Here is a 19,024-nt window from a genome sequence, read left to right on the forward strand (position 1 = left end):
GTCATGTCATCTGGCGAGGATGGCTCCCTAGAACACACGAAAACGGCGAGCGCCCTGCGGGGAGGTAGGTGCGGCGTGGCGACAGTCCCGGCGGAAGTGCAGGGCCCCAGCGACGGTGAACTGCTGGAAAAGGTCCGCAACGGCTCGTCCACGGCTTACGCGCAGCTGTACGAGCGACACGTGGCAGCCGCGTACAACATGGCTCGGCAGGTCGCGAAGTCCCCGGCGGAAGCCGATGACCTGGTGTCCGAGGCCTTCGCGAAGGTGCTCGACACGCTACGGGACGGTCGCGGGCCGAACACCGCATTCCGCGCCTACCTGCTCACGGCCCTGCGGCACACCGCCTACGACCGGACCCGCCGGGAGCGCAAGGTGCAGCTCGCCGACGACGTCGCGGAGGTGTCCGGCGCCGACGTCAGCGTGCCCTTCACCGACACCGCGGTCGCCGGCCTGGAGCGCACGCTCGCCGCGCAGGCGTTCGCGCGGCTGCCGGAACGCTGGCAGACCGTGCTGTGGCACGTCGAGGTCGAAGGCCAGACCCCGGCCCAGGTGGCGCCGCTGCTCGGCCTGACCCCCAACGGGGTTTCCGCACTCGCCTACCGGGCCCGCGAGGGACTCCGCCAGGCCTACCTGCAGGTTCACCTCGGGCAGCTGGACGACGCCGAGTCCGGAGTCGAGCAGTGCCGGGCCGCCGTCGACCGGCTCGGTGCTTGGACCCGAGGCGGGCTGTCCAAGCGGGAAACGACCCAGGTCGAAGCGCATCTAGACGGCTGCGACCGCTGCCGCGCGCTGGCCGCCGAGCTCGCCGACGTCAACGGTGCACTGCGGGTCATCATCGCGCCGCTGATGCTCGGTGGTTCGGTCACCGGTTACCTCGCGCTCGCTTCCTCCGGAGGAACGGCCGCTGGTGCGGCGGTCGCCGCCGGTAACGCCTCCGGAGTTGCGGGCGCGGCGAGCAGCAGTGCGCTCCGCCAAGCGCTCACTGCCGGAGCGGCGACCGCAGTGCTCGCCGCAGCCATCGCCATCGCCTTGACCTCCGGCACGGAACAGCCCGTGCCCGTCGCGTCGACTCCGCCACCCGCGCTCCAGTCGCCGCCTCCGGCTCCGCAGTCCCCGGCTCCGGCGGCGCCCAAGCCTCCAGCCCCGAAGCCCCCGCCGCCGCAGCAACCGGCTCCGCAGCCCGCACCGCCGCCGGTGACACCGAGCCTGAACGCCTCGGGCCCGGGTGGGCCGATCCAGCTGGTCGCTGGGGGCGCCCCGGCGGCGTTGCCGATCACGGTGAGCAACAGCGGCTCCGGGCCGTCCGAGCCGGTCATCTCGACGCTGAAGCTGCCGCCGGGCGTGTCCGCGCAGCTGCCGACCGCCGTGCGGTCCGGGCCTGCCTCGACCACTCCGCAGAGCTGGGTCGCATCGACCCCCGCCCGCTCCCAAGCCCCGGACGCGCCGTCGGTGAGCTGCACGAACCAGACCAGCGCGATCACCTGCACCGCCGATCGCGGCCTCCGGCCCGGCGAGACGTTCGTCTTCGACTACCGCGTGCAGGCCGACGAGTCCGCCACCGGCGGCGATATCACGGCGCGCATCAACGCCGGTACCGAGATCCAGCTGCGGCTGCCGACGGTTCCGGTCGTGGTACGCCCGCCGGCACCGGTGGACGGCGTGGACGTCCGGACTTCCGCCTGGAACCCGGGAACGCTGCAGCTGTGCGCAACCGGCACCTTGGACCACGCGCCGTGGCTGTGCAGCCGGATCACGATCGACGTGCGCAACACCGGGACCAGCACCGGGCGCGCCGAAGCCGTGGCCCAGCTGCCCGAGGGCGTCCATGCGGCCGGGATGTCGCCGAAGTGCGCCGCCGAGCCCGTAAACCAACGCCAGGTCCGGTGCGCCGCCGAGCTGGCCCCGGGCAAGTCCTTCCACAGCGAGGTTTGGGTCAGCGCCCTGCCCGGCTTCCCATGGCCGGAACCGATCTGGGCTTCTCTCGTCGAAGCCGACCCGGCAGGGCCCATGCCGGCCGGGGCCGAGCCGGACGACCGCTGGATCATCCGTGATGTGACGATCCCAGTGTCCGGGACCTTGGGTTCGGCTCGCGACAGCGACCCGGTGTCCGTGCGGCTCTGGTACCCGTGGGTGCCGCCCGCACCGCCGGAACCTCCCGCGCCGACCCCGACACCCACAAGCACTCCGTTGGAGTGCCCATGGTGGCCGCCGGGCTGGGGCAACCGCCCGCCGTGGGACGAGGACGGCTGGGGTGACCGGCCGCCGTGGACCCCGCCGCACTGCTGGTGGGCTTGGCCGTCGAACTTGTCGCAGCCGGTCCCGCCATCGAGCAGTACTACGACGACCGCTCCGCCGAGCACGATGCCATTGACCACCACGCAGCCGACCACGTCGACACCGCCCAGCAGCACGCCGCCGACCAGCACAACGCCGCACACCAGCTCGACGACGCCGACGACGTCAGCGCCGCCGAGCAGCACCGCGCCGCTCAACAGCTCTACGACGGGTTCCACGACGCGCCCACAACCGAGTTAAATCGCCGACTGAAGTCGCTCAGGTGGAGTAGCTCCGTAGACTCGGGGACGTGTCCGCTGTCGATTCGGTACTCGCGCGCATCCCGCAGCCGTACCGATCTTTCGCGATCCGGCACCGCGAGTTGCTCAAGTTCGGGGTCGTCGGCGCGATCACGTTTTTCATCGACACAGGCATCTTCTACGCGCTGAAGCTGACGATCCTGTCGCCGAAGCCCGTCACCTCGAAGGTCATCGCGGTGCTGGTCGCGACGATCGTGTCGTACGTGCTGAACCGGGAGTGGTCGTTTCGCACCCGCGGCGGTCGGCGGCGGCACTACGAGGCGACGCTGTACTTCGTGATCAGCGGCATCGGGGTCGGGTTTTACTCGGCGCCGCTGTGGATATCGCGGTACGTGCTGCACCTGCAGACGCCCTTCACGAGTCGGCTGGTGGAGGAGATCGCCGACTTCACGGCGGGGCAGATCATCGGGCTGCTGGTCGGCATGGCGTTCCGCTGGTGGGCGTTTCGCAAGTGGGTCTTCCCCGCCGAGCAGCCCGCCCGCCGCCCCTCGCCCCGCGACCGAATCTCGGCCCGCTGAGAACTGTTCGCGAACTCGCCCCACCTGGCGCTGCGGTTAGCGGATCCCCGCCGTGAGTGCCTTGGGCTGTAAAGGCTGTTTTGGACGGTGCTGTTTGGTGCGAACGGGCCGTTCGCGCCACCTACCGACATGAACAGGCCGCTCGCCCGACGCCCCGACTGGTGAGGCGGAGTCGGGCCACACCCGATGGGGTCAGTACCGGAACCGCCAGGCAGGGGTTCTCAATCAGCCCCTGTCGCTGCCCCTAAACCACTCACGGGTTTTGAACAGCGAAAGACGTGGTCTTCTCCGGTTGAGTGCCGTGCCGGGTCAGCGGGGGGTGGACTCGCGGTTCCAGGAGACGCCGAGGATGTCGTCTGCTCGGGCGATCGGGAGGAACACCTCGAACATCGCCGGGCGCGCTTGGCTCAGCTCCAGGCGCCCGCCGTCCGCCTCCACCAGCGCTCGGGCCAATGCCAGGCCGACACCGGTCGAGCCCCTGCCCGAGAAGCCGCGTTCGAAAAGGTACGGCACCAGGGCATCCGGGACGCCTGGTCCGGAGTCGCCGACCTCGACGACGACGGTTCCGCCGCCCTGCCTCGCGGCAAGCATCACGGTTCCCTCGCCGTGCCGCAGCGCGTTGTCGAGCAGCACACCGATCGTCTCCCGCAGGCGCGTGGGGGTGGCCCGCGCGAGCAGGCCTTCCGACACCTTCAGCCGCAGCGTCCGCCCAGCAGCCTTCAGCGGCTCCCGCCACTCGCCCGCGACATCGGTGAGCAGGTTGGACACGTCCACGGGCTCGGCGTCCCGGGCTCGCGCCGCAGTGGCCGCCGCGAGCAGGTCGTCGAGCACCCCGGAGAGCCTTTCGGCCTGCTCAAGAGCCGCGCTGGCCTCCTCGGAGATCTCCGGGTCGTCCGCCGCAGCGATCGCCTCCAGCCTCAGGTGAAGCGCGGTGAGCCGACTGCGCAACTGGTGCGAGACGTCGCCCACGAGATCGCGCTCGCGCTGCACCAGCTGCGACAACGCCGCGCCGGAGGCGTCCAGCGCATCGGCGACGCGGTCCAGTTCCGGGACCTGGTGCCGCTGCGGATCGGCGCGGAAATCGCCAGCACCGAGCCGGGCCGCACGCGCCGCGACGTGCTTCAACGGGTCGGCGAGCCGTCGGGCGGTGAGCGTCGCGACGATCATCCCGGTTCCAGCTGAGAGCACCACCAGCATCAGCACCAACGCCGCCACCTGGAGTTGCTGAGTGCGCACCGAGGCGCTCGGCGCGGCGATCGTGACCGTGCCGCTCTGCACCATCGGCACGCTCTCCACCAGCGGATCCTGCCCGGGATCCGGGCCGTAGACGTAGTCGTGCGCCTGCGTGCGCACGATCAGCCGGGCTCCGTCGGGCACCGCCAGCCGCGCCGCGTTGAGGTCGATCGAGCGCTGCGAGGCGATCTGCTCGTCGAGCAGCGTCGCGATCTGCTGCGCCCGGGTGGTCAGGTCGCCTGCGGTGAGGTCCTGGACGAGCTTCAGTGCGCTGAACCCCAGCGGCAGACCGAGCACGACCGCGGTGACCGCTACCGCGAGCAACGTGGCCTGCAGGATCCGACGGCGCATCGCGGATCAGTCCGCGTTGAAGCGGAACCCGACGCCGCGCACGGTGGCGATCCGGGTCTCGTCGAGTCGCCCGTTGCTGTCGCTGAGCTTCCGGCGCAGCCACGAGATATGCATGTCCAGCGTCTTGCTGCCCTTGCGGTCGGACTCCGGCCAGACCTCTTCGAGGATCTCCTCGCGGGTCACCACCTGGCCTGCGTGCTGCATCAGCACCCGCAGCAGCTCGTACTCCTTGTTCGCCAGCTGCACCTCGTGCTCGTTGACCAGCACCCGGCGGGCGGTCAGGTCGAGCCGTACGCCGGAGGCCTCCAGGGTCTCCGGGGCGCCGCGGCGCAGCAGGGCGCGGATCCGGGCCATCAGCTCCGCGAGCCGAAACGGCTTGGCGACGTAGTCGTCAGCTCCCGCGTCGAGGCCGACGACGAAGTCGACCTCATCGGTGCGGGCGGTGAGCATCAACACCGGGAGGCCGCGGCCCTGCGCCCGCAGCCGCCGGCACACCTCCAGGCCGTCCATCTCCGGCAGCCCGAGGTCGAGCACCAGGAGATCGATCCCGCCCGAGGCGGCAGCGCGCAGCGTCGATGGGCCGTCTCCGATCACCTGTACCGAATAGCCCTCGCGCTGCAGCGCTCTGGACAACGGCACAGCGATGGCCGGGTCGTCTTCTGCCAGCAGCACCACGCTCACGCCTTCCAGACTAGAGGGCGCAGGTGATCACGTCCGGCGCGCTGGGCGATTCGCCGGGCCCGCCTGGTTGCGGGCCCTTCGCGGGTCACCGAGGCAGCGGGCTAGGGTTCCTGCGTGACCAGCGATCTCGACCTCGCCCTGCACCTCGCCGACGTCGCTGACGGGATCACCGTCGACCGCTTCCGGGCCCGGGACCTGAGCGTGGACCGCAAGCCCGACCGCACGCCGGTCACCGACGCGGACCTCGCGGTCGAGGACGCGGTGCGCGAGGTGCTCGGCGCGCAGCGCCCGGACGACTTGGTGGCGGGCGAGGAGCGCGGCGGCACCGCCGGGGCGGGCCGGGCGTGGGTGCTCGACCCGATCGACGGCACGAAGAACTTCCTGCGCGGCATCCCGGTGTGGGCGACGCTAATCGCGCTGGTCGACGGCGGCCGACCGGTGGTCGGCGTGATCACCGCCCCGGCGCTCGGCAAACGCTGGTGGGCGGCGGCCGGGTCGGGCGCCTGGTGCCGCACCGGCGACGCGGAGCCGGAGCGGATCGGGGTGTCGGGGGTGCGGAACCTCGCCGACGCGTACGTGTCGACGACCCACCTGGGCACCTGGATGGAGTACCACTCTCGGGAGTCCTACCTGCGGCTGATCGACGCCTGCTGGGAGAACCGGGCGTTCGGCGACTTCTGGCACCACTGCCTGGTCGCGGAGGGCGTGATCGACATCGCCGCGGAGCCGATCGTCAACCCGTGGGACGTGGCGGCGGCCCAGGTCCTGGTGGAGGAAGCGGGCGGCACCTTCACCGATCTGTCGGGGAATCCCCGCTACGACGGCGGAAGCGCCCTCTCCACCAACGGCCACCTGCACTCGGACGCCCTCAACTTGCTGCAGAAGTAGGGGTCCGGCGGCCGGGCGCGGGGGGAACGCCCGGCCGCCGGAGGGACCGGCGCTCAGTCGGGGAAGCTGACGCGCCGAGGTGGCGATGACGCCGGAGACGACGGCCGTACGGGACTCCAAAGACCCCGACGGCGGCACCCTTGCCTTCAACATCCGGCGCTGGCAAAGCTTCTTATCCGCCATCAAGGCTGACCACTACCGGTAAGCCACCGCGTTCGGCGGGTTCAGAGCTCGGGAGTGCTTTGGATCGCTATAGCCGTTTTGGAAGGTGCTGGCGTGAAGCGAACGGGCCGTTCGTCTCGTCTATCGGAGGTGAACAGGCCGTTCGCTGCACACCGCTTGGCGAGGCGCAACCAGACCGCCCCCTGCTGGGGCTGCCACCGCAACCTCAAGGCAGAACGAGTTCCCAAAAGTTTCTAGCACCCAAAAACACACTCACGAACCTCACCGTCCATCACGACTCCGGGGTTTCGGGTGGCCGCGGGGCCGCGACTCGGGTTAGGAGGCGGGCGTAGGCGGAGCCTGCCGCCAGGAGGATCAGGCCTGCGCAGAGGAAGGCGATCACCCGGGCGAAGCCGTCCAGGGTTGCCAGGTCGAACAGCAGCAGCTTCGCCAGCGACACCGCGATCAGCACCAGTCCCGCAATCCGTAGGTGCATCACCCGGACTCCCCGCAGCAGCAACGCGATCGCCGCCACCACCCAGCTGAGGGTGATCAGGATGTGGCCGCTTAGGTAGCTCGCCCGTGCGTCGCTCACCAACAGGCACGCCGCCATCGTCGCGCTCGCCGTTCCGTACAGCAGCGCCAGTCCTGATGCCGCCCACAGCGGCAGCGACCCCGGCAGTTCCGCCAGCTTCCCGATCCGAGTCGCCGCGACCGGCAGGGCCACCGCTACCAGCGCGACCAGCAGGCCGGCCAGCAGGCCGCGGAGCCCGGTGCCGCCGTCGTGCCAGAGGAGTGCGGTGATCGGCAGCTCGTTGAAGAACGCCAGCAGGAACCCGAAGGTCGCGTAGCACGTCGCCCCGAGCAGCACTCCCGGGCTGCGCAACAGGAATCCGCCGACGCCGAGCAGCAGCGCCTCACACAGCAGCGCCGTTCCCCAACTCGACGAGTCCAGGAAGCTCAGGGTCGTCTGCACCGCGGCAACCGCCGCCATCCCACCGACCGCAGCGACGAACCGGCCCGACAACCGGTTCCGGAACGCGGGCGTGAACCGCCCGGCCGCCCAGATTCCCGCCAGCAGCACGACCATTGCGGTGCCGATCGCGCCCGCCGCCGGACGCTCCAGCATCAGCGGCCCGGCCAGGAAGGCCGGCGTCGGTGCGGCGATGAGCAGACCGATGGCCGTCCCATCCGCATCCGGCCGGGCACCTGCGGTGATCGCCGCGACTGCCACGCCGAGCACCGCGGCGGCGAATACCGCAACCACGAGCGCGGTGTCGTGAATCCAGATCCCCCGCACGCTCGCTGCCAACGCAGCCAGCACGGTGGGCACTCCGGCCGCCACTGCGAGGCCAGCCCAACCCCGTCGAACCTGCACCGGGGTCGCCGCGACCTGCAACAGCACGACGAAGCCGACGAGCAGCGAATCCGCGGTCTGCGTGATCAGCGGCGCGCAGATCGCCGAACTGAGCACCACGCCGAGGGCCAACGGTTGCGCCCGCCACCGATCCGCGAGCGCCAGTCCGGCGACGCTGACCGCGAGGCCGACCCCGAGCCCGGTAGGCACCGGCAGGTAGTCGTAAAGCGCGGTGGCCGCCACCACGTCCAGGAACAACGCGCCGAAACCCGTTGTGGCGAGGGCGAATCCGGCGATTCGGCCCGCCCCGCCCGACTCGTCGGCCGCGGACCGCCGATGCATCCACCACCCGGCCGCGACCAGCAGCGCGGCGAGCACCGCGCCACCAGCGACCCGCGCGCCCGGCCCCAACCATTCCTGCTGCACTGCGAGCACCAGCAGGAACACCACGCCCAGCAAGGTCACCCCGGCGCCGACCCAAGCCAGGACACGGCTCGGTTCCAGGTCCGCGCCGAACCGCTGACGTGCATCCTTGGGCGGGACCTGCGACAACCCCGGATATGGCGGCGGTGATGCCGGATACTGCATCGCGGCCGGTTGTTGCGCATAAGCTTGATAGTGCTGCGCAGCAGCGATTTGCTGCCCGGGCGCAACTGGATACTGCATCGCGGACGGTTGTTGCGCTGAAGTATGAGTCTCAGCCGCAGCAGGTTCTTGCTCGGATCCCGCCGGATGCTGTGGTGCTGGAGTCTGATGTTGCTCCGCAACGGCGGATTGCTGCTCGGACGTGGCTTGATGCGGCTGAGGAACGGGATACTGCTGCGTTGCGACCTGTTGCTGGTACGGGAGCTGTTGTGGCGCCTGCATCTGCGTTTGCACCATGCTGCCCAGATACGTCAGTCGCTGGCCGATGACATGCAACTCACCTGCGACCAGTTGCAGTGCTTCGCCGGGCTGTGATTGCGACATGGTCCTGGAGTCTGCGCGCACTCCGACGCACCAGCATCGGTAGCACTACTCAGATGCGATCACAGCTTGGTACGGATGCGCGCCGGACGCTGGTCGTGGGACCGCAGCGTGAGTCCTCCGGTCACGCACTCTGCGCGGGGGTGCCCTTCGCCGGCGTGCTGGTTACGTAGACCGGCCCGACCGCGCCGCGCAACGCCTGGGTCCAGGTGAGCCTGCCGAACAGGTAGAAGCACGCCACCTGCTCGCTGGTGAACCTCGCCCAGTCGTAGCGATTCCCCTGCTCGCGCCAGAAGACCTCCCAGGCCGGCGCGCCGTCGACCTCATCGCGCACCACGCACCACGCATCGTCAACCTCGGCCCCCACTGACACCAGGTCCTCCGGGACGCCCATCGCCACGAGCCAGCCGAGCACGGATTCGGTGTTCACTTCGCGGCCTCCTGCGCCGTCCCGCCATCAGTTGTCGCCGGACCGTCGCCCGCATCGTCGCGCGCGATCCGCAGCTTCGACGCCACGCCCGCCTCGGCGGCCTTGACCTCGACAGCTTCCCTGGCCATCCGCTCGGTTGAAGCCACGGCGGTTTTCCCGTCCTCGGCCGAAGCCGCCGCCTCGCGCGTGAGCCGAACAGTCGAAGCCACCGACCCGGCGATTTCGTCTGGCGCATACTCGCAGCCGATGCGTAGGGTCGCCGCCTCGGCGAACTCCCGCGCCTTGGTCAGCTCCACCAGGTAACCGAGCCCGACGAGATCGGTCAGCGAATAGGTCACGCGGTAGCGCATGCCGCCGCCGGGCTGCGCGAACCACGGCGCGGCAACGGCCTGCCACACCGGCAGCGGGCGCATGACCCGATACCGCCGGTAGTCGCGCTCGTCATACGCGACGGGTAACGACCGCTGCGCGAAAGGCGTTGCAGCGGCGAACAAGACGCGGCCGTCGCCGCTGCCCAGGCAGTCGAGCACCGTGTCCGGCTCCAACACCACCGGCTCCGCCGGTTCCACGCCGCCCTCCGGTAACTCAGCCGCCGGCGGCCACGCGTACTCGCTCCGCTCGCCGGCGCGCGCCAAGAACCGGCGCTCCCACTCCGGCTCGCTGAGCTCGCCGAGCGGCTCGTGGCCCTCGGTGAGCTCCGCAGGCAACTGCTCGGGCTCGCTCCGCTCGGCCCGATCGCGCCGCGCTGCCGCATAAACCTCGGCTGACCGCGCGCGCTCCAGCGCATCGCTGTCGTCCACCAGGTGCGACTGCGGGTGGTCCTGCGGCGGGAAGCTCAACCCGGGCCGGTCCTCCTCGCCCGCCTCCGGTACCGGCAGCTGCCTGCTCGCCTTGCTCGCCGCGACGGGCATGTAGCCGATCGGGAACTGGTGCAGCACGAACGCGACGACGTCCGCGTTGCGGCTGCCCTGCCGCAACGGGCGCTGCGGCGCGTCCTGCACCACCGGAGCGGGCGGCTGCGCCGGAGCCGGAAGCGGACGCAGCGGCGCGCGCTGCATCGGCTGGTGAGTCTGAAACTGTGGCGCCTGGGGCTTGTACGTTTGAGGCTGCGGCGCTTGAGGCGCCTGTGGGCCGGGAGAGCCGAAGGCGATCGGGCCACGCGGAGCGACCGGAGGCATCAGTGGGCGCGCTGCGGCCGCCGGAGGCGGAGCAGCCGACACCGGCGGGGCGCCCAGCGCACCGGGCTGCGCCACGAAGTGGCCGCCCGGCGCCGCCGGAGGCGGCGGAGCGAAACCCTGCGGAGGCGCAGCCGTGCCCGGCAGCGGCGATTGCGGAGCCGGCGGCGAAGCCCAGGCGGCGTGCACCTCGTGCGGCGCGGTACTGGAGGCAGGGTCGCCGCCTTCGGGCGTCCAGCCCGGGCGGGCGGAGTCGCCGATCACCGGGATCGGGCCGGTGCCGGCATCAGCGAGGCCTGGGACCCAGCTGCCGGGATCAACCTTGACCGGGCCGGTGTGCTCGGCGTCGCCCTGCCAGGGGCCTGCCGTTCGTGCAACTCCTTCGACAGCGCCGTGCGCACCTGCTGCCACACCCCCAACTGTTTCGTGCGCAGATTGACCGACACCTTCGACCGCGCCCCCGACGTCCCCAACAGTGTCGTGCGCGGCCCGGCCAATGCCTTCCGTAACTCCACCAACGGTCTCGTCAGCGATCCGCCCGACACCGTCAGCAGTCTCGTTGGCGACGCGGCCAACGCCTTCGGCAGCTCCATGCGAAGTCGTCTCGCCAACAGCACCGGCCGCCCCGGCCACAGCATTAGCCCCGTGGCTGACAGCGGCATCCACTGTGGACGATGTTCCCCCCAGGGCACCGCCGGCCGCGGACAACAGGCCTTGCGAGCCGTGCGGTTCCACCAGCACGCCGCTGTCCAGGTCCACCGCCGACGTCAGCGTGTTGTGGACCTGCGCCACGTTCGCCGCCGCGCCATTCAACGCCGAGTCCAGCGCGGCCAGCGCCTGCGGATGCCCGGCGGCAGCCGCCTGTTCGGCCGCGTCTGTCTGCTTCGCCAGCGCCACCAGTTGCCTCACCAGCTGCACTTTCGCCGCGCCGACCTGCTCGGCCGCGTGGTCCAGGCGGTCCGCAGCGGCTCGGCACTGCTTGGCCGATGACGGCAGCACCCCGTCGTCGGCGGCCAACTTGTCCCAGTCCCGGCGCGCCGCCTGGGCGGCTTCGCCGCCGAACGCACCGAGCGCGCCCTGCGCAGTGCCGTCGGCGGCACTGGTGAGCGCCTCGATCGACTTCGCCGCGTCTCGCCACGCCAACGCCGACTCCCGCATCTTGTCCTCGTCGGCTTCCGGCCACTTCGCGCCAGCCCGCGCCGCGACATCCTGGAGTTCGGCGGGAAGTTCGATGCCCATGCGCCGGTCACCCCCACCCGGATAGTCGGCCAAGCACGTCGGCGTTGCCGGCGTCGGCCTGTCCGGTCGTGGCGGCGGTCGCGGCGAACTTCTCGCCCATGTCGCGCAGCCGCCCGGACATCGCACCGAGATCGTCCAGCGCCTGGTAGGCGCTCCCGCAGTAGGTGCGGGCGAAGCTCGCACCGATTTCGTCGCCGCCCCAGCATTCACCGGCGGCGTCCAGTGCCTCGCGGAGGGTGTCGGCGATCCGCTGCGCCTGCCCGGCGAGGCCGCCGAACTCCCCGGCGTGCTTGGTCAGCTGCCCGAGATCACTTCGGAAGCCGCTCATCGTCACCACTTCCGTTCCGCCGGGCCCTGCCGCAGCCAGCTCGCATCCGAGAAGTCATCGTCATCGTCATTGTCGTCGATGCGCCGCGATTCGTTGCGCGGTGCCGAATCCAACGCGCCGTCGGCGTGTCCGCCCAGCAGCAGCTCCGGATCAGTCCCGGCCGGCAGCACCTCGGCGAGCACGTCGGCCGCCCGGTGGGACGCCGCCTGCGCCGCCACCGCTGTCAACTGCACGATGGTCGCGGCGAGCTGCGCCGGGCGCTGCCGCTCGTAGACGTCGTCGGCGAGGACCACTTCACGCAGCACGCCTTGCGGCCCGACCACGACCTGCACGCTGCCGTCCTTGGAGCGAGCGGTCTCGGCGATCGAGGACAAGTCGTGGTGCGTCTCGGCGAGCCGTTCCCGACTTCGCCGGTAGTCCGCCATCAGCTCTGCTACCTGGGCACGGTGGTCGGTCGACACGGCCGCTCCCCTCCCTGTTCGCTGGCGGCTCCGTCGCGGGCGCGCGGCGCCCGGTATCCGGTCGGCAACGGCAAGCGGTCGTCCGCAGCCGGTGACCGCAGACTGCACGTCGCGACTTGGACGCACGCCGCTGCGCTGATGGTTCCATGCCGGTCGGGGGATTTTTCGTCCGGCCGACCATCAGACCCGGATTGTCCGATCCGCCCCGGAATCACCGATCACAGCCAGCTAGACAGTCACAGCGCCCGCAGGTACTCCCGGGTGGTTACCGGTCCGGATCTTCGCGGTGGCGCGGGTGCTGGACACGCAGACCTGCGGTGACGGCCGCGTGCACCGCGCGCGCCAGCCCGGCGCCGATGCGGGAGCGCGGGCCGCCGTAGGGCTCGGGTTCGCCGTCCAGCGGGCAGAGGACCACCGTCGCGTCCGTGACCGTGCCGGTGCCCGCGACACCCAACTCCACCAGGGCTTGCGCCTTGGCCTCGGCGACCGTCGCGACCGCGTTCACCAGCGCGGCCTCGCTGAGCCGCATTGGGGACCAGCACACCGCGTTGATCGTGCCCGGCGTCCAGGCCTGCGCCACCGGTTCGCGTGCCGCGGCCCAGATGGGATGGCTGACGCCGGTGGTCACGCTCACCTGCACACCGCCGTCGACCGAGGTCACCTCGTGGCGCACGTCGACGGCGGTGAGCAACCCGACGCCGTCGCCGGACAACCCGAGCTCATCGGCCATTTCGGCGACGTGGGCAGCGGGATCGGGATGGACGTAGTCGGTCACCACCGTGGCGTTGAGCACCCACGACCGCGGGCCGATCCCGCCGCCGTGGGTGGCCGACGAGATCGCCAGCCACGGCCGGGCGCAGCGCCAGGCCAGCAGCGGCCGGCCCTGCAACGTGTGCAGCGCTTCGGCCGGCGGGCTCACGAACCCGAAGCCTCGGCGGTTCCCAGGGCCTTGACCACGCGGGACGGGCTAGGTCGGCCGAGCCGCTCGGCCATCCACACGCTGGTCTCCACGAGCTTCCCGAGGTCGACGCCGTGCTTGAGGCCGAGCCCGTCGAGCATCCACACCAGGTCCTCGGTGGCGAGGTTGCCGGTGGCCGACTTCGCGTACGGGCAGCCGCCGAGCCCACCCGCCGAAGAATCCACTGTGGACACGCCGAGTCGGAGCGCCGCGTAGGTGTTGGCGAGCGCCTGCCCGTAGGTGTCGTGGAAGTGCACCGCCAGTCGGTCCACCCCGACCCCGGCCGCGACGAACGCGCGAACCAGGGCCTCGGCGTGCCCGGGAGTCGCCGCGCCGATGGTGTCGCCGAGCGACAGCTGCCAGCAACCCATCTCCAGCAGCCGCTTGCCCACCGAAACGACCTGCTCGACCGGCACGGCGCCTTCCCACGGGTCGCCGAAGCACATCGAGACGTAGCCGCGCACGGCCAGCCCTTCGCCGACCGCGCGCTGCACCACCGGGTCGAACATCGCGAACTGCTCGTCCAGGCTGCGGTTGAGGTTGCGCTGGGTGAACGTCTCGGTCGCCGCGGCGAAGATCGCGATGTCGCGAACACCCGATTCCAGCGCCCGATCCAGGCCCCGCGCGTTCGGCACCAGCACGGGGTAGCGCACCCCCGGCGCCCGCTGCAGCCCCGCCAGCAGCTCGGCGGCGTCCGCCAGCTGCGGCACCCACTCCGGGCGGACGAAGCTGGTCGCCTCCAGCACGCCCAGCCCGGCGCCGGCCATCCGCTGCAGGAACTCCAGCTTGACCTCGACCGGGACGACTTCCTTCTCGTTCTGCAGCCCGTCGCGGGCCCCGACCTCCCAGATCGTCACCTCGGTCGGGAGCTCGCCCGGCTCCGGCGAGGCCACCTGCATCGGCAGTCCAAGTTCACGCGGCCCCATCAGTCGTCCTCCCTGGCGCGGTAGTCCCAGTCGTCCCGCGGGTCGTCGTTGACCTCGCGGTACAGCAAGGTGTGCACCCGCTCCACCTGTGGGATGTCGTCGAACTCCAGCGGTTCGTCCGAGGCGGATTCGACGACTAGGGTGCCGCAGCCGAGTATGCGATCCAACAGTCCGTGCCGGAACCGCACGGAGTTGATGCGGGACATCGGGATGTCGATACCGGTGCGCGTGAACACGCCCTCGCGCACCATCAGCCGGTGCGTGGTCACCACGAAGTGCGTGGTGCGCCAGCGCACCAGCGGGGCCAGCGTGAACCAGATGATCAGGACCGCGCCGCCGCCCCCCAGTCCGATCCAGGCGGGCAGGTACCAGGAGGTGGGCGCGGCCAGCGCCGCCAGGTAGGACCCGCCGCCGACGACCACGAAGAGCACCAGCACCGGAACGATCAGCATCTTCCAGTGCGGGTGATTGTGCACGACCACGTGCTCGTCCGCGCCGAGCAGGCCGTCTGGGTAGGCCACCAGGTCCCTCCTCAGCCTCTTCGCCGGTTGCCGATCACGTTACCGGCTGGGCTCGTCCGATCACGCGGACATCGGTCAAGCCCGTCGCAGGTGCACCACGTCTCCCGCGGCCACCGCGGTGGTGCCGCCGCCGGCGGAGCGGACGACGAGCCGACCGGTCTCGTCGATGTCGGTCGCGACGCCGCGCAGCTGGTCATCCGCGCCGAGTTCGACGCGCACCTGCTGCCCGAGGGTGCTGCACAGCCGCCGGTAGCGGTCCAGGAGACCGCTGGCCACCACGTCCCCGGCCGCGCCCCGCCACCGATCGTCGACCTCGGCGAACGACGTGAGCAACGCCACCGCGAACTCCTCGCGATCGACCTCGGCGCCCTCGGCAGCCAACGATGTCGCGGGCAGGCCGCCGGCACCTCGCGGCAAGTCCTCGCGCTGCTGGAACACGTTGATCCCCATGCCGAGCACGATCGCCATGCCGTCCGGACCGGCCACCGCCTCGGCCAGGATCCCGGCACCCTTCGACCACTCGCCGCCGTCGCCGAGTAGCAGGTCGTTGGGCCATTTCAGCGTCGCCGGGACCCCGGTCACGCGGTCGACGGTCTCGGCCAGCGCCACCCCGGCAATCAGCGGCAACCAGGCGATCGCGGTCTGCGGCACCTTCGGCCGGAGCAACACGCTCAGGAATAAGCCGTGCCCGCGCGGCGACGCCCACTGCCGCTGCATCCGCCCGCGCCCGGCCCGCTGCTCCTCGGCGATCAGCACGGTCCGGTCGGCGGCACCCCGCCCGGTGGCGGCCACCAGATCGGTGTTCGTCGACCCGGTGGTGGACACCACGTCGAGCGCCGCAAAAGGGCCGCCGTCGACCAACCGAGCACGCAACCGCTCGCCATCCAGCAAAACCGGAACATCCACCACCCCAGCTTATGCCGCGGCTGGACCGCTCCTGCATCGAACTGGATGAGGGCCGACAGTCACCTTGGACGCCGGACCGCCGGGCGCCCATGAAGTAGGCGTCCCCGCCGACAAGGTCGTAGAGGGTTCGCGGCGACTCGGAGCCCTCTTGGACCCGCACCGAATCGCTGGTCGCGAGCGCCCGCGCCAGGAAAGTCCTCGGTGGCGGCGTCACGCTGCGTGCGGTCGATCGACACGACGGCCGCGTTCTCCCGCTCGTCCACGTACCACCCGGAGACGGCGCGCGGCGCGGACGCCTCGATGTCGTCCAATGTGGACTACGCGACTACCAGCTCCCGCTCGTCGTTGGCCACCAGCACCGCGTCGGCGCCGCAATAGCGAACGGTCTCCGCCGCACCGCTGTCGGTCACCGCGACGACGAGTTCGCCGCGCGGCGTTGAAGTGGGAACCGGCGAACGCCTCGCCCGCCAACTGGCGCAACGCTTCACCGAGCCGCATCGCGTCGGCCTCCTGCGGCAACCTGTGCAGGGCCTGCTCCGCGGTGAGTCCGAAATCTCGCTGCATCGCAACGAGGAGGTCCGGGGACAAGTGATCAGACAGCGGTGCGGCACTGAACGGGACCGCCACCGCGGCGAGCGTGCCAGCCGCGAGCAGGGCCGCGCCGATCAACCGAGTGGTTCTTGTCCGGCTCGATAGTCGTCTCCCTCGCAACATGTGCGGGGATCACCCGCGCACGACCCGGCGAGGCGAGTGCGCGGGAGAGACCGATGGTCCGGCCTGCCGCCGGGGTGAGATGACGTGCGGCACCGCCCGGTGACCAGCCGAGGCGATGGCGGGAAGAGCGCTGGAGATTTAAAACCGGCCCGCTCGCGATACTGCGGTCCAGGCAAAGACATTGAGGATTTTCACACCGAACCGGACACCACTGCTCGGAGCAGCCTCAACCGCCGAAAGACCCGCCCCGGAACCAGAAGAGGTCATGAGCTGGCACCTCGACCGGGGCTCACCGCTCGCGTTCGGCGGACTCCGCCTCCAGGGCGGAACCGCAGCGGCGTCGGCAACAGCACGCACTAGCATCGGCGGTGTGCGCTTCGTGCTTGCTTCCGCTTCGCCCGCCCGCCTTTCCGTGCTGCGCTCCGCCGGGATCGAGCCGCTGGTCCAGGTCTCCGGCGTCGACGAGGACGCAGTGGCAGCGACCTTGCCCGATCCCAGCCCGGCCGAACTGGTCAGCGCGCTCGCGCAGGCGAAAGCAGAGGCCGTGGTCGCCGACGTCGCCGCAGCCGAACCGAACGCGGTGATCGTCGGCTGCGACTCGATGCTGCTCATGGCGCACGGGGAGATCGTCGGCAAACCGGTCACCCGCGAGGCCGCCGCGAAGCGTTGGACGCAGAACGCCGGGAGCAGCGGGGAACTGCTGACCGGACACGCGATCGTCCGGCTCCAGGACGGCGAGATCAGCGCGCGCGCCCAGGGGCACCTGAGCACCACCGTGCGGTTCGGTGAGCCGACCGAGGCCGAGCTCGACGCCTACTTGGAGACCGGCGAACCGCTGCACGTGGCAGGCGGTTTCACGCTCGAAGGCTTCGGCGGCTGGTTCATCGAAGGCGTGGACGGCGACCCGTCCAGCGTGCTTGGGATCAGTCTGCCGCTGACCCGCAAACTCCTCGCCGAGGTCGGCGTCAGCGTCGTGACGCTGTGGAGCGCACCGCACACCGAGTGACACCGCTTCCCGTCACCCAGGTGAACACGAACACAAATCTGTTATTCCTGTATTGGTTTTCGCGCGCGCATGGTTTGCAAACATTCGCGATGGGAATCCTCCGACGGCTGTACTTGACTTCGCGCCTGAACGTCGATCTGCGACGGCAGGCCAGCTCCGTCTGTCTGTGATCGGGCGTTCGGCCCCGCGCTAGCGGCTGCCCCGGCGAGCGGCGAATCCGCTCTCCCATCACCACGCGCACAACTCGCGCCAGCCGTCCGAGTCCGCGACGAGCACCGCTGCGCAGAACACGGCCACCACCGGACTGCTGGCCATTTCGTCTGCGTCCGGGCTGCCCCTGCCCAACTGGGCGGTGGCTGCCCTGTCCTCGGTAGCTGTGGTTACGGCCGTTGGGTTCGGCATCCGGCAGCACTACGCCTCCACACCGCTGATCGACCGAGCCATGCTGCACCAGCCGACCGTGCGGACAGGACTGCTCGGGGCGCTGTGCGGCTACCTCGTCCTATTCGGGCCGCTGGTGCTTGTTCCCCTGGTATTGCACGACCAGGGCACCCCGGAAGCGGTGTCGGGCCTAGTGCTCACCGCACTCCCAGCCGGGTTCGCACTCGCCGCCACCACCGGCCGCGCGCTACCTCGCGCCATGACCGACCGACACACCTGCCTGGCGGGCTGCGTGGTGTGCGTGGTTGCGCTCGCCACGCTGCTCGTCGTCCCGCTGACCGTGGGCTGGCTCGTGCCGCTCCTGGTGCTGCTGGGTCTCGGCCTGGGCGTGTTCACCCCCGCGAACAACACCGTGATCATGAAAGCGATCCCCGCACGCACTGCGGGCACCGGCGGCGGACTGGTCAACATGGCCCGCGGACTGGGCACCACTCTGGGTGTATCTTTGGTCACGCTCAGTCTCAACGCCGACGCAGTCGGGGCACGACTGGCCGTGCTCATTCTGCTCGTCGCGACCGTGGCGGCAACACTGACCGCAGCCCGGCCAACCAGCGAACCCCAGTGACCTCGATTCCGCGTAAATCCTCAAGGTCGGCAGCGTCGAGGACCCGCGTCCACGACAGCTTGCGGGTGCCCTCCTCCGAGATCGTGTTCGACCCCAACAGCTTGATGATCGTGCGCCCCTCGGCGGCAAACCGGCGCGCGGGGCCGCCTCATTGGTAATGCAGGTGTCCGGCACCGTGATGAAGCCGTTCATCGTGATGTTGGGCAGTCGCCGGAACTCGGGGACCACACCGAACCGCAATCCGGGGATGTCGCTAGCGGACACGAGCCGGTCGAGTTGCCCGAGCATTGCGTCAGCCGGTGCAACACCGGTGTCGTAACGCGTGCTGCGAGACAATGATCTCGATGTCTTTGCCCTGGTATAGGACTTGTTGCCGCTGCATGCGGACCCGCACCGACGCCTCGATATCCGAATCAGGCACCTGGAGAAGCTCAGCATAGGTGCGGAACACGGTGCGGGCGTAGTCCGCGGTCTGGAGCAGTCCGGGCACGACGCCGAATTCGATGTTGCGGATGCAGGTCGCGGCGCGTTCGCTGTCGAAGCTCCGCTGTTGCCGTCCGCCTGACCCCGAACAAAGAAGCGCCCGCCCGGTACCAGGACTACC

At 70.5% G+C, this 19,024-nt stretch carries 21 protein-coding genes; 8 read left to right on the forward strand and 13 right to left on the reverse strand.

What is annotated here, in order from left to right:
- Positions 1 to 75 precede the first annotated feature (75 nt).
- Together ACWDKQ_RS09280 and ACWDKQ_RS09285 are read left to right on the forward strand one after the other, a co-directional pair.
- Positions 76 to 2,535 carry a sigma-70 family RNA polymerase sigma factor gene (locus ACWDKQ_RS09280; RefSeq protein WP_450138254.1) on the forward strand — a complete coding sequence of 820 codons (2,460 nt, stop codon included), beginning with the start codon at positions 76 to 78 and terminating at the stop codon, positions 2,533 to 2,535.
- Between the two features lie 49 nt (positions 2,536 to 2,584).
- Positions 2,585 to 3,112 (forward strand): GtrA family protein, encoded by a 528-nt coding sequence (locus ACWDKQ_RS09285; RefSeq protein ID WP_450138255.1) that lies wholly within the window; start codon positions 2,585 to 2,587, stop codon positions 3,110 to 3,112.
- A 309-nt stretch (positions 3,113 to 3,421) separates the two neighbouring features.
- Here the strand turns inward: ACWDKQ_RS09285 and ACWDKQ_RS09290 are convergent, their stop codons facing one another.
- Both ACWDKQ_RS09290 and ACWDKQ_RS09295 read right to left on the reverse strand, forming a co-directional pair.
- Complete coding sequence (locus ACWDKQ_RS09290) at positions 3,422 to 4,696, reverse strand: ATP-binding protein (protein ID WP_450138256.1); 1,275 nt, start codon at positions 4,694 to 4,696, stop codon at positions 3,422 to 3,424.
- Positions 4,697 to 4,702: 6 nt separating this feature from the next.
- Entirely contained in the window at positions 4,703 to 5,377 is a 675-nt protein-coding gene (locus ACWDKQ_RS09295) for a response regulator transcription factor (protein WP_010315655.1), read from the reverse strand.
- Between the two features lie 114 nt (positions 5,378 to 5,491).
- Here ACWDKQ_RS09295 and hisN point away from each other — a divergent pair, with 114 nt between their 5' ends.
- Positions 5,492 to 6,265 (forward strand): histidinol-phosphatase, encoded by a 774-nt coding sequence (gene hisN / locus ACWDKQ_RS09300; RefSeq protein ID WP_450138257.1) that lies wholly within the window; start codon positions 5,492 to 5,494, stop codon positions 6,263 to 6,265.
- An 85-nt stretch (positions 6,266 to 6,350) separates the two neighbouring features.
- Positions 6,351 to 6,470 (forward strand): DUF397 domain-containing protein, encoded by a 120-nt coding sequence (locus tag ACWDKQ_RS09305; protein ID WP_450138258.1) that lies wholly within the window; start codon positions 6,351 to 6,353, stop codon positions 6,468 to 6,470.
- Between the two features lie 249 nt (positions 6,471 to 6,719).
- Here the strand turns inward: ACWDKQ_RS09305 and ACWDKQ_RS09310 are convergent, their stop codons facing one another.
- Positions 6,720 to 8,372 carry a DUF2339 domain-containing protein gene (locus tag ACWDKQ_RS09310; RefSeq protein WP_450138259.1) on the reverse strand — a complete coding sequence of 551 codons (1,653 nt, stop codon included), beginning with the start codon at positions 8,370 to 8,372 and terminating at the stop codon, positions 6,720 to 6,722.
- Positions 8,373 to 8,537: 165 nt separating this feature from the next.
- Between ACWDKQ_RS09310 and ACWDKQ_RS09315 the strand changes: the two genes are divergently transcribed.
- A complete protein-coding gene (locus tag ACWDKQ_RS09315) occupies positions 8,538 to 8,744 on the forward strand; it encodes a hypothetical protein (RefSeq protein ID WP_450138260.1) in 207 nt (68 codons plus the stop codon).
- 130 nt (positions 8,745 to 8,874) lie between these two features.
- On the opposite strand, the gene ACWDKQ_RS09320 is transcribed toward ACWDKQ_RS09315, so the two are convergent.
- The 9 genes from ACWDKQ_RS09320 to ACWDKQ_RS09360 form a co-directional block, all read right to left on the reverse strand.
- A complete protein-coding gene (locus tag ACWDKQ_RS09320; RefSeq protein ID WP_450138261.1) occupies positions 8,875 to 9,180 on the reverse strand; it encodes a hypothetical protein in 306 nt (101 codons plus the stop codon).
- The gene (locus tag ACWDKQ_RS09325; protein WP_450138262.1) at positions 9,177 to 11,594 is read right to left on the reverse strand and encodes a TNT domain-containing protein; all 2,418 of its coding nucleotides are present in this window, start codon (positions 11,592 to 11,594) and stop codon (positions 9,177 to 9,179) included. Before ACWDKQ_RS09325 ends, ACWDKQ_RS09320 begins: the two co-directional genes overlap by 4 nt.
- A gap of 7 nt (positions 11,595 to 11,601) precedes the next feature.
- Positions 11,602 to 11,922, reverse strand: coding sequence for a WXG100 family type VII secretion target (locus ACWDKQ_RS09330; RefSeq protein WP_450138263.1), 321 nt, complete (start codon positions 11,920 to 11,922; stop codon positions 11,602 to 11,604).
- A 2-nt stretch (positions 11,923 to 11,924) separates the two neighbouring features.
- Positions 11,925 to 12,383 (reverse strand): YbaB/EbfC family nucleoid-associated protein, encoded by a 459-nt coding sequence (locus ACWDKQ_RS09335; protein ID WP_450138264.1) that lies wholly within the window; start codon positions 12,381 to 12,383, stop codon positions 11,925 to 11,927.
- A gap of 265 nt (positions 12,384 to 12,648) precedes the next feature.
- On the reverse strand, positions 12,649 to 13,302 hold the full coding sequence (locus ACWDKQ_RS09340; RefSeq protein ID WP_450138265.1) for an adenosylcobinamide amidohydrolase: 654 nt from the start codon (positions 13,300 to 13,302) through the stop codon (positions 12,649 to 12,651).
- Positions 13,299 to 14,267: a hydroxymethylglutaryl-CoA lyase gene (locus tag ACWDKQ_RS09345; RefSeq protein ID WP_450138266.1), complete on the reverse strand. Its 969-nt coding sequence runs from the start codon at positions 14,265 to 14,267 to the stop codon at positions 13,299 to 13,301. The genes ACWDKQ_RS09340 and ACWDKQ_RS09345 overlap by 4 nt, the downstream gene beginning before the upstream one ends.
- Positions 14,267 to 14,788 (reverse strand): PH domain-containing protein, encoded by a 522-nt coding sequence (locus tag ACWDKQ_RS09350; protein WP_450138267.1) that lies wholly within the window; start codon positions 14,786 to 14,788, stop codon positions 14,267 to 14,269. The genes ACWDKQ_RS09345 and ACWDKQ_RS09350 overlap by 1 nt, the downstream gene beginning before the upstream one ends.
- 75 nt (positions 14,789 to 14,863) lie before the next feature.
- On the reverse strand, positions 14,864 to 15,694 hold the full coding sequence (locus ACWDKQ_RS09355; RefSeq protein ID WP_450138268.1) for a biotin--[acetyl-CoA-carboxylase] ligase: 831 nt from the start codon (positions 15,692 to 15,694) through the stop codon (positions 14,864 to 14,866).
- A 59-nt stretch (positions 15,695 to 15,753) separates the two neighbouring features.
- Positions 15,754 to 15,957 (reverse strand): hypothetical protein, encoded by a 204-nt coding sequence (locus ACWDKQ_RS09360; RefSeq protein WP_450138274.1) that lies wholly within the window; start codon positions 15,955 to 15,957, stop codon positions 15,754 to 15,756.
- Between ACWDKQ_RS09360 and ACWDKQ_RS09365 the strand changes: the two genes are divergently transcribed.
- The 3 genes from ACWDKQ_RS09365 (at position 15,896) to ACWDKQ_RS09375 (ending at position 18,420) form a co-directional block, all read left to right on the forward strand.
- Positions 15,896 to 16,072, forward strand: a complete 177-nt coding sequence (locus tag ACWDKQ_RS09365) for a hypothetical protein (protein ID WP_450138277.1) — start codon at positions 15,896 to 15,898, stop codon at positions 16,070 to 16,072. The two genes, ACWDKQ_RS09360 and ACWDKQ_RS09365, sit on opposite strands and share 62 nt — an antisense overlap.
- Positions 16,073 to 16,778: 706 nt before the next feature.
- The gene (locus ACWDKQ_RS09370; protein ID WP_450138275.1) at positions 16,779 to 17,414 is read left to right on the forward strand and encodes a Maf family protein; all 636 of its coding nucleotides are present in this window, start codon (positions 16,779 to 16,781) and stop codon (positions 17,412 to 17,414) included.
- Positions 17,415 to 17,727: 313 nt separating this feature from the next.
- Positions 17,728 to 18,420: an MFS transporter gene (locus ACWDKQ_RS09375; RefSeq protein ID WP_450138276.1), complete on the forward strand. Its 693-nt coding sequence runs from the start codon at positions 17,728 to 17,730 to the stop codon at positions 18,418 to 18,420.
- A 292-nt stretch (positions 18,421 to 18,712) separates the two neighbouring features.
- On the opposite strand, the gene ACWDKQ_RS09380 is transcribed toward ACWDKQ_RS09375, so the two are convergent.
- On the reverse strand, positions 18,713 to 19,024 hold a 312-nt coding region (locus tag ACWDKQ_RS09380), incomplete at its 5' end, for a Scr1 family TA system antitoxin-like transcriptional regulator (protein ID WP_450138269.1).

It is taken from the genome of Saccharopolyspora sp. NPDC000995, from assembly GCF_053599315.1.

Bases quoted from the DNA above. Each gene is read 5' to 3' on its own strand.
- ACWDKQ_RS09330 (WP_450138263.1), bottom strand. From the start codon at position 11,922: ATGAGCGGCTTCCGAAGTGATCTCGGGCAGCTGACCAAGCACGCCGGG.
- ACWDKQ_RS09345 (WP_450138266.1), bottom strand. From the start codon at position 14,267: ATGGGGCCGCGTGAACTTGGACTGCCGATGCAGGTGGCCTCGCCGGAG.
- ACWDKQ_RS09325 (WP_450138262.1), bottom strand. From the start codon at position 11,594: ATGGGCATCGAACTTCCCGCCGAACTCCAGGATGTCGCGGCGCGGGCT.
- ACWDKQ_RS09315 (WP_450138260.1), top strand. From the start codon at position 8,538: ATGTTGCTCCGCAACGGCGGATTGCTGCTCGGACGTGGCTTGATGCGG.
- ACWDKQ_RS09310 (WP_450138259.1), bottom strand. From the start codon at position 8,372: ATGCAGTATCCGGCATCACCGCCGCCATATCCGGGGTTGTCGCAGGTC.
- ACWDKQ_RS09290 (WP_450138256.1), bottom strand. From the start codon at position 4,696: ATGCGCCGTCGGATCCTGCAGGCCACGTTGCTCGCGGTAGCGGTCACC.
- ACWDKQ_RS09305 (WP_450138258.1), top strand. From the start codon at position 6,351: ATGACGCCGGAGACGACGGCCGTACGGGACTCCAAAGACCCCGACGGC.